Annotated in this window: 17 protein-coding genes; 6 read left to right on the top strand and 11 right to left on the bottom strand. The window is 69.9% G+C overall.

Annotated features, from left to right (window positions below):
* Positions 1–136: 136 nt before the first annotated feature.
* Positions 137–592 (bottom strand): hypothetical protein, encoded by a 456-nt coding sequence (locus ABZT04_RS03335; RefSeq protein WP_356052405.1) that lies wholly within the window; start codon positions 590–592, stop codon positions 137–139.
* Positions 593–874: 282 nt separating this feature from the next.
* Positions 875–1,207: a hypothetical protein gene (locus ABZT04_RS03330; protein ID WP_356053082.1), complete on the bottom strand. Its 333-nt coding sequence runs from the start codon at positions 1,205–1,207 to the stop codon at positions 875–877.
* A 479-nt stretch (positions 1,208–1,686) separates the two neighbouring features.
* On the opposite strand from ABZT04_RS03330, the gene ABZT04_RS03325 reads away from it, so the two are divergent.
* The 3 genes from ABZT04_RS03325 (at position 1,687) to ABZT04_RS03315 (ending at position 4,603) form a co-directional block, all read left to right on the top strand.
* The gene (locus ABZT04_RS03325; RefSeq protein ID WP_356052402.1) at positions 1,687–2,001 is read left to right on the top strand and encodes a hypothetical protein; all 315 of its coding nucleotides are present in this window, start codon (positions 1,687–1,689) and stop codon (positions 1,999–2,001) included.
* Between the two features lie 393 nt (positions 2,002–2,394).
* Complete coding sequence (locus ABZT04_RS03320) at positions 2,395–2,910, top strand: putative immunity protein (RefSeq protein ID WP_356052400.1); 516 nt, start codon at positions 2,395–2,397, stop codon at positions 2,908–2,910.
* Between the two features lie 358 nt (positions 2,911–3,268).
* Complete coding sequence (locus ABZT04_RS03315; protein ID WP_356052398.1) at positions 3,269–4,603, top strand: lipase family protein; 1,335 nt, start codon at positions 3,269–3,271, stop codon at positions 4,601–4,603.
* A 44-nt stretch (positions 4,604–4,647) separates the two neighbouring features.
* On the opposite strand, the gene ABZT04_RS03310 is transcribed toward ABZT04_RS03315, so the two are convergent.
* The 7 genes from ABZT04_RS03310 to ABZT04_RS03280 form a co-directional block, all read right to left on the bottom strand.
* The gene (locus tag ABZT04_RS03310; RefSeq protein WP_356052397.1) at positions 4,648–5,841 is read right to left on the bottom strand and encodes a cytochrome P450; all 1,194 of its coding nucleotides are present in this window, start codon (positions 5,839–5,841) and stop codon (positions 4,648–4,650) included.
* Positions 5,838–6,623, bottom strand: coding sequence for a carboxymuconolactone decarboxylase family protein (locus ABZT04_RS03305; RefSeq protein WP_356052395.1), 786 nt, complete (start codon positions 6,621–6,623; stop codon positions 5,838–5,840). The genes ABZT04_RS03310 and ABZT04_RS03305 overlap by 4 nt, the downstream gene beginning before the upstream one ends.
* 67 nt (positions 6,624–6,690) lie before the next feature.
* The gene (locus ABZT04_RS03300) at positions 6,691–7,686 is read right to left on the bottom strand and encodes a 3-oxoacyl-[acyl-carrier-protein] synthase III C-terminal domain-containing protein (RefSeq protein ID WP_356052393.1); all 996 of its coding nucleotides are present in this window, start codon (positions 7,684–7,686) and stop codon (positions 6,691–6,693) included.
* 47 nt (positions 7,687–7,733) lie between these two features.
* Positions 7,734–8,972 (bottom strand): beta-ketoacyl-[acyl-carrier-protein] synthase family protein, encoded by a 1,239-nt coding sequence (locus ABZT04_RS03295; RefSeq protein ID WP_356052391.1) that lies wholly within the window; start codon positions 8,970–8,972, stop codon positions 7,734–7,736.
* Entirely contained in the window at positions 8,972–9,205 is a 234-nt protein-coding gene (locus tag ABZT04_RS03290; RefSeq protein WP_356052389.1) for a phosphopantetheine-binding protein, read from the bottom strand. The genes ABZT04_RS03295 and ABZT04_RS03290 overlap by 1 nt, the downstream gene beginning before the upstream one ends.
* 135 nt (positions 9,206–9,340) lie before the next feature.
* Positions 9,341–10,984, bottom strand: coding sequence for a beta-ketoacyl-ACP synthase 3 (locus ABZT04_RS03285; RefSeq protein WP_356052387.1), 1,644 nt, complete (start codon positions 10,982–10,984; stop codon positions 9,341–9,343).
* A gap of 174 nt (positions 10,985–11,158) precedes the next feature.
* A complete protein-coding gene (locus ABZT04_RS03280; protein WP_356052385.1) occupies positions 11,159–11,449 on the bottom strand; it encodes a hypothetical protein in 291 nt (96 codons plus the stop codon).
* Positions 11,450–11,530: 81 nt separating this feature from the next.
* On the opposite strand from ABZT04_RS03280, the gene ABZT04_RS03275 reads away from it, so the two are divergent.
* Positions 11,531–12,130, top strand: a complete 600-nt coding sequence (locus tag ABZT04_RS03275; RefSeq protein ID WP_356052383.1) for a LysR substrate-binding domain-containing protein — start codon at positions 11,531–11,533, stop codon at positions 12,128–12,130.
* Complete coding sequence (locus ABZT04_RS03270) at positions 12,127–12,483, top strand: antibiotic biosynthesis monooxygenase (RefSeq protein WP_356052381.1); 357 nt, start codon at positions 12,127–12,129, stop codon at positions 12,481–12,483. Before ABZT04_RS03275 ends, ABZT04_RS03270 begins: the two co-directional genes overlap by 4 nt.
* 63 nt (positions 12,484–12,546) lie before the next feature.
* On the opposite strand, the gene ABZT04_RS03265 is transcribed toward ABZT04_RS03270, so the two are convergent.
* Positions 12,547–12,738, bottom strand: coding sequence for a hypothetical protein (locus tag ABZT04_RS03265; protein ID WP_356052379.1), 192 nt, complete (start codon positions 12,736–12,738; stop codon positions 12,547–12,549).
* Positions 12,735–13,343: a hypothetical protein gene (locus tag ABZT04_RS03260; protein ID WP_356052376.1), complete on the bottom strand. Its 609-nt coding sequence runs from the start codon at positions 13,341–13,343 to the stop codon at positions 12,735–12,737. Before ABZT04_RS03260 ends, ABZT04_RS03265 begins: the two co-directional genes overlap by 4 nt.
* A gap of 136 nt (positions 13,344–13,479) precedes the next feature.
* Between ABZT04_RS03260 and ABZT04_RS03255 the strand changes: the two genes are divergently transcribed.
* The gene (locus ABZT04_RS03255; protein WP_356052374.1) at positions 13,480–14,595 is read left to right on the top strand and encodes a helix-turn-helix transcriptional regulator; all 1,116 of its coding nucleotides are present in this window, start codon (positions 13,480–13,482) and stop codon (positions 14,593–14,595) included.
* Positions 14,596–14,602: the final 7 nt, after the last annotated feature.

Below are 14,602 nucleotides of genomic sequence, written 5' to 3'. Positions count from 1 at the left end.
TTCCGTTCGCTCGTCGAGCCGGCACGGTATCCGCGAACAGGGGCCCACCCCGGCGCGGTTCGCATCCTGTCGGGGGCGAGGGACGAGCGGCGAGGCCCCACCTGCCTTGGCAGCTGAGTTGCTGCCCTTCGCGGGCTCAACCGCTCTTGTACATCGGGACCGTGAAGCTGACCTTCTTACCGTTGTGGTAGTCGGTGCTGTCCCACACCGAGATGTGAGACGTGTCCTGCATCCGCAGTTGCAGCACTTCATCGGCGTCGCTCCAGTTGTATCCGACGAACTGGAAGTTCGGCTCGGGACTGTCTCCCATTCTCCTGTTTCCCCAGCTGCAGATATACGACGAGTCGTTCTCGCAGACGGACCAGGCCCTGGCGTACAGGTGGCAGTCCCCTCCCTGCCATACGTCAATACGCTTCAGCCTCGCGTCGGACGAGCGCCACGTGCCGTTGAACCGGCTGGCGGAGCACAAGGCAGCTGCTTCCTTCGTCGAGGTGACGGTCAGCACCACCGAGAGGGAGAGCGTCAGGGCGGCCGTCAAGAGCGCGACCATGATCTGGCGTAGTGGAATGCGGGCAGAAGAGACCTGTGTCATCGTGAACCTCCGATAGCGGGTCGCAGCGCGGGGCATCCCGTCGTCACACGACGCGTCGTCCCCCTACTTCGGCTGAACCCCACCCGTTCGGGCCCGATCATTTAGCTCTTTACCCCTACCTATTCCAGAGCAGCACTCCGCAATCCTGATCGCAAGTCGGCAGGATTTACATTTCGCGCACGATTCAATGAGCTCTTTCCAAGCTGGCGGTGGTGACCGCGAGTTGGACCATCCTGCGCAACGACGAAGCCCCTGGTAGACGGATTCTCGACCAAGATCACCTCAGGATGGCTTCAAGTTCCCGGTAGGAGCGGGCTGTCGGTGATGCGCCAGATCCAGAGGGCGTGTTCGCGGTGCGCTGCCGGTGTGGACGGTGGAGGCGTCCTCGGCGAACACCACGTCTCTGACATGGTGGCTGGAATTTTCGATTCCCCAGTGCCCGCGCACGTATCCGCCCAGGTCGGCAGGGCTGGCCTGGTGGGTATCGAGGCTGGTGACGGCGTAGACCGTCTCCGGGGTCTGCCGCTTGCCGCTCTCCTGGCGGCGCCGGTGGATGCGCAGTGCCAGCCGCGCTTGCGGGAAGGCGATCCCGCCGAGGTTCGCCGCGATGGCCATGGTCTTGACCGAGCGGGACTCCCGCCGCCTGTGCCCGGTGCCGGAGACGCTGTGCGCTAAGGCGCACCAGATAGGGCGGGGAACCACGGGGAAAGCGGCCCGGCAACATGAGGTGCCAGATCCACGGTTCGCCCAGGCCAGCGCCCCAACTACCCCACGAATGCCCGCAGTTTCCCAAGCTGAGAGCCCCGGCCACGCGTACGGCCGCCGAACCTGGCGCAAGCATGTCTGACACACATACCTCCCAAGCCCCCAGCAGATCTCAGGACGCACACCGAGTTGGGCTCGCGGCCTTGGCACGGTTGACGAAGGACACCGCCCCACTCGCCGCCGACGCACATGAGGGCTGAGGGACGTCTCGGTAGGGGAGCACGACGGAGACGCTCGCCCCGCCTCCAGCGTGTCGGTCTCGCGGCCCGAGCGGTGCGCCACCGCAGCCGCCCGTCGACAACTTCCCGCGCTCTGAACATGATTGGCCCATGCCCGAGTTCAGTTGGCCCGACCGCTCGCAGGTTCCGGTGTCGGAAGACATAGTCCGAAGCTGGCCGGCAACGGTCTCCGCACTGCCCCTTGGAAGTCACGTCAGCGGACGGGTCGTCGGTCGGCAGCCGTTCGGCGTCTTCCTCCTCCTCAACGGCGTGCCGAACGCCGTGGGCCTCGCCGAGATCACCGCCATGCCTCACCACATGGAGCTGCCCGAACTGGGCACCATCGTCGCCGGTGAGGTGATCTGGCACGCGGACCACAACCACCAGGTGAAGATCCGCCTCGACGAATGGAACGTGCCCGGCTGATCAGCCACTGGACGAACTCCGCTCCGCACCACGCGGCTTCGTCCACCTTGTCAGTGCCGTCTGCTCTACTCGATCGCAGAACACCGTGAGCGACGGGGCGAGACATGGGCGCGCTGTACGACTACTTCCACGCGACCGACCACACAACAGCGGTCATCACCGATCAGTTGGACAAACCGGAACCGATCTGGCCCAAGCCGCCGTACCCCCGGAGCCGACCCACCGCCCCCAACTCCCCTTGAACACGGGCCTGATCCTCAAACTGGTACGAGATCGAAGGGATCGGCTTCGCGGACCACCTCGACGTCAAGGACACGGTCGAGACCCACCTGAATTCACCTGAATCCACCCGAATATGTATCCACTCGAATGCAGGCAGGAGGGACCCGCACCGTGATTCTCCCCAAGGTCCGGGACCCCCGCTTCGTGACCATCCGGCGCGGTGGCACCCTCACCGACGCGGATCACCATCTCCTCGCACTGTGGGCCGCCTCGTGCGCGGAGCACGTCCTTGGTCTCTTCGAGTCGGTGCGGCCCGAGGATCCGCAGCCGCGGCAAGCGATCGAGCAGGCCAGGGCCTGGGTGCGGGGTGAGGTCGGGATGATGCAGGCCCGTGCGGCGGGTGGGCATGCGATGGGGGCGGCCAGGGAGCTGCGCGGGGCGGCACGGCATGCCGCGTACGCCGCCGGCCAGGCCGGAGCCGTGGCCCACGTCGCCGCGCACGAGCTCGGTGCGGCCGCCTACGCGATCAAGGCCGCGCGGGCGGCGGCACCGGAAGGGGAGGGCGAGGCCGCCGGCCGACTTGAGTGCCAGTGGCAGCGCGACCAGCTCCCGGAGGCCATCCGCGAGCTCGTCCTCGACGACCAGCGGCTGCGCAACGACATCTGCTGGTCGGTGTTCGACTGCTGAAGTACCGGGGTCGGAGAGGGAGTTCGTCGGGCGGCGCGCGGAGGGCCACGTCCACCCACCGCGTCGGTGAGCAGGTGAGCCGGTGAGCCGAGATCCAACGCGCCGCCCTCGCCACCGCCACCGCCACCGCCACCCGCAGCCCATCGCCAACCGCCGCACCGCCCCCCACCCACCACACAGCGAACTAACAGTCCGCCACATTACCGAACCGTAACCTACCAACGGGTATCACGAGTAACTTACCCGCAGGTAAGTTCCAGGCGAACCACTTTCGGGTGGCGCGGACGCACACACGTGGGACGCGTGGGTGCGGAGCCGCGCCGCCGTTTCCTGACGGCCGCTCCACAGGAGGTTCGCCATGCCCGCACGCACACGCATACTGGCCGCGGCAGTCACCGCCGCCGCCTGCATCGGTACCCAGGCGCTCGCCATCACCGCGGCCGGTGCCGCCACCGCGTCGGACGAGGTCGTGTCCAGAGGTGTCACGATCCCGGCGTTCTACAACCCGCCGACCACCCTGCCCGCCGCCGACGGCGCCCTCGTCCGCAGCGAGCCCCTCCCCCTCGCCCTGAGCCTGCCCGGCCTCGACGGCACGCTCCCCGGCACCGCGACCCGGCTGATGTACAAGTCCACCGACTCCAACGGCCGGCCCGTCGCCGTCACCGGCGCCTACATCGAACCGTCCGCCGACTGGTCCGGCAGCGGCCCGCGCCCCCTCGTCGCGGTCGCCCCCGGCACCCTGGGACAGGGCGACCAGTGCGCCGCGTCCATGGGCCTGGAACACCCGCTCACGGTCAACACCCAGACGCTGTCCGTGGGTTACGAGGACCTCGCGATCTACCGCCTCCTCGCCGAAGGGGTCGCCGTCGTCGTCACCGACTACGTCGGGCTCGGCGCCACGGACCGACTGCACACCTACGTCGACCGGGTCGACGAGGCGCACGCCGTGCTCGACGCCGTACGCGCCGCCCGCTCGGTCGGCGGAGCCTCGGTCACCGCCGCCTCACCGGTCGGGCTCTACGGCTACAGCCAGGGCGGCGGGGCGACCGCCGCGGCCGCCGAACTCCAGTCCTCCTACGCCCCCGACGTCACCCTGTCCGGGACCTACGCCGGAGCCCCGCCCGCCGACCTGACCTCGGTCACCAAAGCCATCGACGGCAGCGAACTCGCCGGCGCGCTGGGCTGGTCGCTCAACGGGTTCCTCCAGTCCGACCCGGAGCTCAAACCCCTCGCCGAGGCGCATCTCAACGACGCCGGAAAGGCCGCCCTCACCGATCTGTCGACCATGTGCGTCGGCGACGCGCTGTTCGGCTACGGCTATACGAAGAGCACCAGTTGGACCACGGACGGGCAGTCCATCAGCGACATCATCGCCGCGACCCCCGCACTCCAGGCCTTCCTCGACAACCAGCGCATCGGCACCCTGAAACCGTCGGGACCCGTCCGCCTGGCGACCGGTGTCAGCGACAACCTCGTACCGCACGCGCAGGCCCGCCAACTCGCCCTCGACTGGTGCGCGAAGGGCGCCGACGTCATCTACAAGCCCGTCGTCCTGCCCAGTCTCGGCAGCGCGCTCCTCAACCACCTCACCCCCCTGCTGACCGACCAGGGCGACGCCATCTCCTGGCTCACCGCCCGCCTGTCCGGCAAGCCCGCCGCCTCCAACTGCTGGACCATGCCCGCCCAGCCCTGATCGCCAACCCCTTTGCCGTGTGCGTCCCCGGGCGGGCGGTCCGGTCAGGTCCAGGTCACCGGGAGGGACCGCAGGCCATACACGATGGCGTCCTGGTTGTAGGAGAGTTGCTCCGGCGGGACTGCGAGGCGCAGGCCGGGCAGGCGGCGGAGCAGGGTGGTGAGGACGGTCTGGAGTTCCACGCGGGCCAGGGTCTGGCCCAGGCACTGGTGGATGCCGTAGCCGAAGGCGACATGGCGGCGGGCGTCGCGGGTGAGGTCCAAGTCGTGTGCGGTGCCAAAGAGTTGCTCGTCGCGATTGGCCGTGGACAGTATGCAGATCACGCCCTCGCCGACCGGGATCGTCACCCCGCCCACCCGCACGGTCTCGGTCGCCGCGCGGCCCAGGCCCAGGTGGATGATCGTGAGGTGGCGCAGGAGTTCCTCCACCGCCCCCTGGGCCAGGCCCGGTTGCGCGCGCAGCAGGTCCGCCTGGTCGGGGCGGCGCAGCAGGGCGAGTACGGCGACGGCCGTCATGTTCGCGGTGGACTCGTGCCCGGTGACCAGCAGCAGGAAGCCCAGCGACGCCGTCTCCCGCGGGGTCAGGTCGTCGCGGGCGGCGAGTCGGCTGAGGATGTCGTCCGTGGGGCGGCTGCGTTTGCGCTCGGCCAACTCCGCCAAATAGCCCAGGAGTTGGGCGTGTGCCCGCACCGCCTCCGGTCGGGTGGTGCGGTTGTCGAGGAGGGTGCGGCTGAGCGACTGGAACAGGTCGCGGTCCTCGTACGGCACCCCGAGCATCAGGCAGATGACCAGCGAGGGGATCGGCAGGGCGAAGTCCGTCACCAGGTCGGCCGACGTACGTCCCTCGGTCATGCGGTCCACCGCCCGGTCCACGATGTCCTGGATGCCCGGGCGCAGTTCCTCGATCCGCCTGACCAGGAAATCCTTGCTGACCATGCGGCGCAGCCTGGCGTGTTCGGGGTCGTCCATGCGGATGAAACTCGGCTGGGCGGTGGCCAGTTCACGCTGTCCGGCGGAGAGGAAAGGGAATCCCGGAGTGCGCGCGTCGGCGCTGAAGCGCGCGTCGGACAGCACGGCACGGACCTCGTCGTAGCCGGTGACCAGCCAGCACGCGGTGCCGTCCGGCAGCACCGCGCGGGTGACGGCGGCCTCACGGGCGGCCTCGGTGTACGCGGGCGGCGGGTCGAAGGGGCAACTTCCGTAGGGGGAAGGGAGATTGAGGGTGGAGACCTTCGTCATGGGCGGGCCGACTCCTCGTGGGCTACGAGCGTGATGGCTCCGCTGGGGCACAAGTCGGCGGCGAGACGCAGCTCGGCAGCGTGGCACGGCTCGGGGTCCGGTAGGAGGAGGGTGACCCGGCCGTCCGACTCGTCCTGCTCGAACACCTCGGGTACGGCGCCGACGCAGTGGCCCGCGCTGCAACAGCGCTCCCGGTCCAGGAGTACGGCGAGGGACGACGGTCGCGGGGCTTCGCTGTCGGAGGGGGTGCGCAGCACGTTCAGGGTGGTGCACATGCTGGCGGTCTGGCCGGTCAGGACCAGCAGTTCCACGAGCTGCTCGGGGCGAAGGGCGCGGGCCAGCCGGTCCCAAAGGCTCTGCGGGACAGGGATGTTGGCGGCCAGCAGATCGGCCGCCTCCAGGAGGGTGCGGTCCTCGTCCGTCCAGGCGTGGGAGCCCGGGGCGGCCGCCGTCGCGTCGATCTCCTCGCTCGTCAGTCCGGCGGCCGCGGCCGGTGTGCGGTGCCGCCGGTGGACGTAGGGCGCGTCGAGGCGGTGCGATACCCGCAGGACGATCAGTTCGCGTCTGCGGTGGCCGAGGGTCCCCTCGTGGGTGAGGACGCGGGCGAGGGAGAGCCAGGCGTGGGCCAGCGCGGGGTGGTGGGCGAGGGTGCCGAACAGGTTCTTCCGGCCGGGGCCGTCCTGGTGGGAGTCGGCGAGCAAGGACCGTAGAGACGCGGGCCATTGGGCGAGCGGGAGGGGAGGAATGCGGGGGACGGGGGCGAGGGCGGGGGTCTTGGTCATAGCTCTTTCAGGTTCGTACCCGTGCGGGTCTGGGCTGGGCTGGATGGGGACGAAAAGTTGGCGTAGTTCACCAGCGGCAGACGACCACTCCCGCGCTGGCCCCGCTCGCGAAGCCGAACATGCCGACCAGGTCGCCGCGTTGGAGTCGGCCGCTGTCGAGGGCGGTGGCCAGTTGCAGGGGGATGGTGTTGGTCGCCACGTTGCCGTGGGTGGGGAAGGTGGCCAGGACGCGGTCCGGGTCCACGCGGACCCAGTCGCAGACGACCTTGGTGAAGGGCACCGAGGGCTGGTGCACACAGACGAGGTCCAGGTCGTCGGCGTCGACGCCCAACTCCTGTAGCGCGTCCCGCACTTTGCCGGGCAGCCCCTCGAACGACTCCACCAACTGTGCGGAGTCGATACGGAGATGGCCGAGCCTGCGGTGCTGCGCGTACGGGTTGGGGAGGGTCGCGGCCCGCCAGCCCCAGGAGTTGGCGAAGAAACGGGAGCCGAGGATGCCGGGCCGCTCACCCGCCTCGATCAGCAGGGCCGAGCCCATGTCGCCGGTGCTGAGACTTGGCAACGCGGTCGACAGGTCGGCCGGGTCGTCCACCTGCCAACGGCTCTCCCGGGTGCTGACCTCGGCGGTGGTCACCAGCACCCGGCGATACCGGCCACCCCGGATGAACGCGTCCGCGACCTCGAGGGCGTTGAGGACTCCGTTGCAGGCGTTCTTCAGGTCGAACACCGGGCAGCCGAGGCCGAGTTTGTCGGCGACGACATGGGCGGTGGCCGGCTCCTCCATGTCGGCGAGGATGCCGGCGTAGAGGAGCAGGTCGACGCCGCGCGGATCGGTGCCGGTGTCCTCGAAGAGACGCCGGGCCGCGTGCGCGGCCAGGTCGGAAGGTTGCTCCAGGTCGTCGGCCACGGTGCGCTCGGCCAGGCCGTACATCCGCTGGAGCACACCACGCGACAGCGGTACGGCGGGGCTGGCCGCGCGGAACCGGTCCTCCACCGCGGAGACGCTCTGCCGTCCCTCGGGGATGTGGACGGTGGCGTGAACGATGGTGCTGTGAACGGTCATTGAACCCATCTCGGTCGGTCCTCAACGGTCGGCCTACGGCGATGACGTCATCGGTCCTCCGTGGTGAAGAGGAGCACCACGTTGTGGCCGCCGAAGCCGAAGGAGTGGCTGACGGCGGCCCGGACGCGCTGTGCGCGGGGCGCGCCCGTCACGCAGTCCAGGTCGTAGGGGAGGTTGTGCGGGGTGAGGTTGGCGATGGGCGGCACGGTGGAGCGGTGCACGGTCAGGGCGGTGAGCGCGGCCTCGATCGCACCGGCCGCGCCGAGGCTGTGGCCGAGAACCCCCTTGGCTGCGGTCACACTTGGCCGGTGCGGCAGTGCCCGTCGGATCAACTCCGCCTCGGTCAGGTCGTTGAGCGGGGTCGAGGTCCCGTGCGCGTTGACGTGGTCGACGTCCGTCGCGTCGAGCCCGGCCTCGGCGAGCGCGTACCGTAACGCGGCCTCGGCATGAACTCCGTCCGGTGCGGGGGCGGTTGGGTGATACGCGTCGGAGGTCTGACCGGCGCCCGCGAACCGGGCGTAGCGCCGCTGTCCACGGGCGCGGGCGTCCGCCTCCCGCTCCAGGACCAGCACGGCGGCTCCCTCCGAGATCACGAAGCCGTCCCGGTCCGCCGCGAAGGGCCGTGAGGCGGCCGCGGGATCGTCGACGCGGGACGACAGCGCGCCCATCCGCTGGAAACCGGAGGTGATCACCGGGGTGACGGCCGCCTCCGCGCCGCCCGCCACCGCGATGTCGCACAGCCCGGCCAGCAGCAGGTGGCGTGCGGTGGCCAGGGCACTGGCACCGGAGGCGCAGGCGGTCTCGGTCGCCATGGACGGACCATGGGCTCCGAGGTCCAACAGCACTTCTCCCGCAGCCATGTTGGAGATCAGCATGGGCACGAGCGCGGGCGAGACGAGTTCAGGGCCGCCCTGATGGTGACGTACCGTCTGGTCCTCCAGATGCGCGGCCCCGGCCAGCCCCGAACCGATCACCACGGCGACCCGGGCGCCGTCCCACCCGGCGGGGTCGAGCCCCGCGTCGGCGACCGCCTCGCGCGCGGCGAGCACGGCGAGCTGACTGAACCGGCCCATGCGCCAGGCCTTTCCGCCGCCGATCCGCGCCTGCTCCGGGGTCATGTCCGGGATACGGCAGGCGAAGTCGACGGCGCAGCCCTTGAGTCGGGGATCGGTGGCGGCGACGGACCGCCCCCTCATCACCCCCTCCCAAGTCGCCTCGCGGCCGACCCCGGCCGGGGTGATGAGCCCCAGGCCGGTGACGGAGACGGGCGCGCAGGGTGCCGGCATCACGCCCGCTTGGCGTTCAGCGCGGCGACGAGTTCACCCACGGTGCTGCCCTTGGCGGCCTCTTCCTCCGCCACCGGAACACCCAGCGCCTCCTGCAACGCCAGGGCGAGTTCGGCCAACGCGAGGGAGTCCAGGTCGAGGCTCTCCAGGGTGGCCTCCGGTCGGATGTTGTCGGGGCTGACCTCGAACTTTCCGGTGAGTACGGTGGCCACGGCGGTCTGAACGGGGGACATGGCGTTCCTGCCTTTCGACGAGCGGACGAGCGGACGATCTTCGGAATGTCGGAATGAGGGCGCTCGACCTGTTTCCCGGGCGGCGGGCGCCTGGGAGCGGGGGCGCCTGCGGACAGGCGTGGTCCGGACGAGGTCTCAGACGATCGGGGTCCGTACGACTGGGGTGGCGGCGGATACAGCCGGGTCGGCGACGGAAGCGGCTGGGACAGCGGACGCGCCCGGCTCAACGAATACGGCTGGGACGGTGACAGATGCCGCCAAGCCGGCGGACACCACCGGATCGGCGCCGCACACGGCCGGGTCAGCGCCGCGCATGGCCAGATCGGCGATGGACCCGGCCGGATCGGCGCCGCATAGGGCCGGATCGGCGCCGCACACGGCCGAGTCACCGGCAGACACCACCAGGTCCGCGATGGACCCCACCGGATCAGCGGCGGACACGGCCGGATCGACGCCGCACACGGCCAGATCGGCGACGCACACGGCTGTGTCAGCGCCGCGCACGGCCGGATCGGCGATGGACCCCACCGGATCAGCGGCGGACACCGCCAGGTCGGCGCCGCACACGGCCAGATCGGCGACGCACACGACCGGATCGGCGATGGACCCCATCGGGTCGGCTCCGCACCCGGCCACACCCACCACCGACGCGCTGGACGCACCCGCCGGCACGAGCACAGCCGCCTCGGCGGCATCCGCTGCCGGGTCGGCGCCGGCCGCGACGCCCGCGTCGATCCGAGGCACACGCGGCAGCTCCGGCCATACCAGGACCGCCGACCCCCACGTCAACCCCGCCCCGAAGGCCGTCAGCAACACCCGTTCCCCTGCGCGCAGTTCACCCCAGGCCGCGGCGTCGGCCAGGGCCAGCGGGATGGAGGCCGCGCCGGTGTTGCCCACCCGCTCGATGTTGGTGACGTGTCGGTTCCGCGATACCGGGATACGGTCGCCGACGGCCGACAGGATGCGGGCGTTGGCCTGGTGGGCGCAGAAGCGGTCGATGTCCTCGGGCGTCCAGTCGGCGCGCTTGAGCACGGTGTGGGCGGACTGCGTCATGCGTGTCACCGCGTGCTGGAACACCTCGCGTCCCCGCATCCGGAAGTAGCGGTCGTCGGGGCCGTGGTCGCCGGGGCGGGAGCGCTCCAGCGCACCGCCGCCCGGCACCTGGATCAGTTCGTCGCCCGAGCCGTCGCTGCCGAGGTCCAACGCCACTACGCCGCCCGGCTCGTCCCGCGCCCCGCGCCGCAGGACGGTCGCCGCGGCGCCGTCCCCGAACAGGATTCCGCAGGAACGGTCCTGCGGATCGAGAAGTGTCGAGTACACCTCGGCGGTGACCAGCAGAACGCGGTCGGCGCACCCCGAGTTCAGGGCGCCGACGGCGGCGGCGAGGCCGTAGACGAATCCGCTGCACGCGGCGGAGACGTCCCAGGCGGGTGTCCCGCCGAGTCCGAGGCGGGTGGCGAGCCGGGGTGCCATGGCCGGCATCGGCCGGTCCGGGGTGGAGGTGCCGACGATCACCGTGTCGACCAGGGGATGGCCGGCGACCGCGAGCGCGCGGCGGGCCGCCTCCAGGGCGAGATCTCCGGTGGTCACGCCCGGTGCCGCGCGGCGCCGTTCACGGATGCCGGTACGTCTGCGGACCCAGGCGTCGTCGACGTCCCAGGCGGCGGGCAGGGCGTCGTTCGCCACCGCGTCCGGCGGGACGAAACCGGCGATGCCCTCGAGGACGGCCGTCTGCGTCGGCTTCAAGAGGGGGGCTGCGCTGGGCAGTCGGAGGGTCACACACGCCTCGTTCGGGAGTGATCTTGGACGAGCGGCACGACTGTAGATCGGATCAAGATCGGGGCGGGAGCGTGACGCGATCCGAACTACTGACCAGTTACGGCCGTTTTACCCCAAAAGCCCAGCTCCGCGCCTAAATTGAGGAAACGTTACGCCTATTACGTTGCGCACAGATCACCCGAAAGGGGGCGCGATGTGTCGGGTGACCGTGCGCCGGTAGTGCTCCGCGATCTCGTCGCTGGTGGTCAGCCAGACGTCGGGTTGGGCCGCGAGATGGGCCAACGCCTGGTTCAGATAGGTGGCGCGGAAGGCCTGGCCGATCACGAACGGGTGCAGTGCCAGGGCCATCACGCGTCCACTGTGCTCGGAGTCGGCGCGCAGTTGCTCGTACTGATCCTTGACGATCTGCACGAACTCGGCCCCGGTGGTGCCCTTGGAGAACAGGCCCAGGTCGTTGAGTTCCACCGTGTAGGAACGCTCAGCACCCCGGGCACGTTCAACGGGTAGGGCTGGTCGTCGTTGGTCCAACGGCATCCCGACTGCGCGGTGGAGATTCAGGAGGTCCAACTCAGCGACCCGTTCGGTCCGCTGCGCGCGAACGCGCTCGATCTGCAACTCACCGAGTTCCCCGTCGCCGAGCCGGATCTGGTGGCCGGACCCGTGCTCTTCTCAGAACCGCGCGCACTCATCGTCCCCGCACAACACCCGTTCGCCCGGCGCAAGTCGGTCGGGCTCGAAGACCTGGCGCGTACTCGGATGGTGAGCGTGTCGGGCGACGTCCCGCCCTACTGGCTCGACTACCACTACCCTCGCCGAACCCCTGAGGGACGGCCCATCCCTCACGCCGTCACCGTCGTCTACTGGATGGAGGTGCTCTCGCTCGTCGCGGCCGGTCGCGGAGTGTCGCCCGCCGCGGTGCGCGCCGCGCGGTACCACTCGCGGCCCGGCATCGTCTTCGTGCCGTTCCATGACGCGCCACCGATCGAGTACGGCCTGCTCTGGCCCCGCAACGGGGTCACGGCACGGGTCCGTTCCTTCGTCGAGACCGTGTGCGAGGCCGCGTCCGAAGCCGCCTCGGCACCCGCGCGAACTCCGTCCGACCGCTCACGCCCACCTGATCACCCGTCCGGCAGGATGAGCCCATGAGCATCGTCAAGATCAACGTACTCACCGTTCCCGAAGAGCAGCGCGAGACGCTGGAGAAGCGCTTCGCGAACCGGGCCGGGACGGTGGACAGCTCGGACGGGTTCGAGTGGTTCGAGCTGCTGCGGCCCGTCGAGGGCACCGACACCTACCTCGTCTACACGCGCTGGCGTGCCGAGGAGGACTTCAAGAACTGGATGTCGGGCATGGGGGGCCAGGCGGCTCACCGCGGCGGGCCGCAGGGGTCCGCACAGCAGGAGGGCTCCGCACAGGGTGAGCGGCCGAAGCCCGCGGCGACGGACGCGACGTTGTGGACCTTCGAGGTGGTGCAGCAGGCGGGGCCGAGGGAGGGGTAGGGGCGGAGGTTCGTCGCCGGGTGGGCGGGCGCCGCTCGTGACGGCCGCGCCGCCTCGTCGTAGTCAACTGACTTGGTCTGCCGCGATGTTGGCGTCACGGTAGGTCTCCCAAAGGCCGTCGGCCGTCTCGCAGGCGCCCTCGGAACAGCTCTCGCAGGCGCTGCGGTGGCTCAGGTAGGCCTGGTACGCCGTCTGCGTTCGGGTGTGGACGCCGATGCCGGCGATGCGCCGCACGCGGCCGGCACCATCGCTCACGCCTCGACCTCTTCGGACATACGGCGCTCGCCGACCGCGATGAGACGCGCGAGGTCGAGCGGTGCGCACAGCCTCGCCACGGAGGAAATCGGCACGGACCAGTACGGGCCATAGGCCTGGATGTCGAGTTCGACCGCGTCCGGGCGCGGCACGCCGAGGTAGGTCGCACAACCGAGGAGGTCCACACCGAGCGCGCGCCAGTCGTCGGCGGCCTGCTGCCAACTGTCGGGCAGGCCGGGGGGTGTGAGGGCGTAGTACCGGCGTCCACGTGGGTCGCAGATGACTGGGCCGCCGTTGAGCGCCTCGTCCAGGAACGCATCCACCTCTGCCGCTTCGCCCGGGCAGTCCGACGCGGCGAGCACCAGATCCCCGGGCAACCGGACTGCGGAGAACAGTGCGCCAAGCCGGAGCATCGCAACCCCGTGCTCCTGCCACTCCAGTCGAATCCGGGGGTGGCCCGGTGCTGGATGCGTCGACAACAGCCAGTGTTCGACAGCGAGACGCCGCTCGGTGGCGGAGACCAGCGTCATGGACTCCGCCACCACGGGCTGTAGTGCGTGACCGCCGTGCGAGGGCGTGTCCTCCTCGCAGGTGGTTGTAGGCATCTCCGATTCCACGGCAGCACCTTCCCTATACGCTGAGTTGCTGGGCGACTACCTGAACAATAGGAAGCGGAGTTCGGCGCTTGAAGGGACTGCCAGTACGGGTGGATGACGCAAGGCACGGGGATTGGGTGGTCGTATGCCGTCGGGTGCAGGACCAACCCTGACTGGTGGTCGGGGTTCACCGTCGCGGTCGAGAAGCGGGGTCATTTCGGGCTACGTTTTCCGGCTGATACGCGAGCAGTTGGGGCACACGCAGGAGACCATCGCCGAGCAGTTACGCGTCTCCGCGGACACGGTCGCGGGCTGGGAGTCCGGGCGGCGGCCGCTGACCGCCGTGCCGGTCGGGCAGATTCTCGTGTACCGCCGCCGCCTGATGCGGTTGGGTACTGTGCCTGCCCTCCTGCAGGCGTTAGAGCGGGCGATGGAGGCGGACGTCCTCCTTGCCAGTGCTCTGGATGGCGATGTGTCGGCCGAGGACAGTCCGTTGGGTGCCTGGGTCATGCAACGTGACCTGGTCGAAGTCCTGGCATGGCCTCTCAACGGCGTTCCACCGCGAACCGTCCGGGGCCTTCCTTCGCCCCCGCGGCAGCGGCGTGGCCCTGTGCCGTCGGCGCCCGAATTGCCGACGGACGATCGACGGCGGTTCTTCACACACATGCGGCAGACGGCGGAGCAGGCGCGAGGCGACGCACAGTTCCTACTGCGGCGCCAGGCTCTGTACCTGTCCGGCTACGACGATCAGCCCGACGCCTCGGAATGGCTGGCGCACCAGCAGGCGACCGAACGCCCCCGTGGATGGTTGGTCGGCTGGCTCAACGCCCGTTCAGTGGCCGCCGTCGCCGCACGCCAAGGCGACCGCGAGCGGATGAACCACTTCATCAACTCGGCACTGATGGACGATGACGCGGGCGAAGCCGCGAACCTGAACTACTGGGCCTATTGGGTCGGGGAGAGCCAACACCTGCAACTGTCCGACGACTTCATCGCTTCCCGTACGCCCGGGCCGTGGCCTGGTGACAAGTTGCTGGCCCACCTCGTTGAGGGACTCGCGCCCCACCACGGATACGTGGACCTCAACATCCACTCGCTGTGGTCACTCCTCGCCGTCCGGCCGAATCTCCTCAAGTCCGGTGTGGCGGCCCGTGCTCTACGCGACCGGCTGCCCGTGATGTTGGATGGCGGAGAGCTGTCGGACCGCGCGCACCGGGAGCTTGAGAGCATCATGTACGCGATCCGCCTTGCCGAGGCGTGAGAGGAGA

It is taken from the genome of Streptomyces sp. NPDC005492 (assembly GCF_040605995.1).
GTDB lineage: Bacteria > Actinomycetota > Actinomycetes > Streptomycetales > Streptomycetaceae > Streptomyces.
This window is presented reverse-complemented; position numbering and strand designations above follow the sequence as displayed.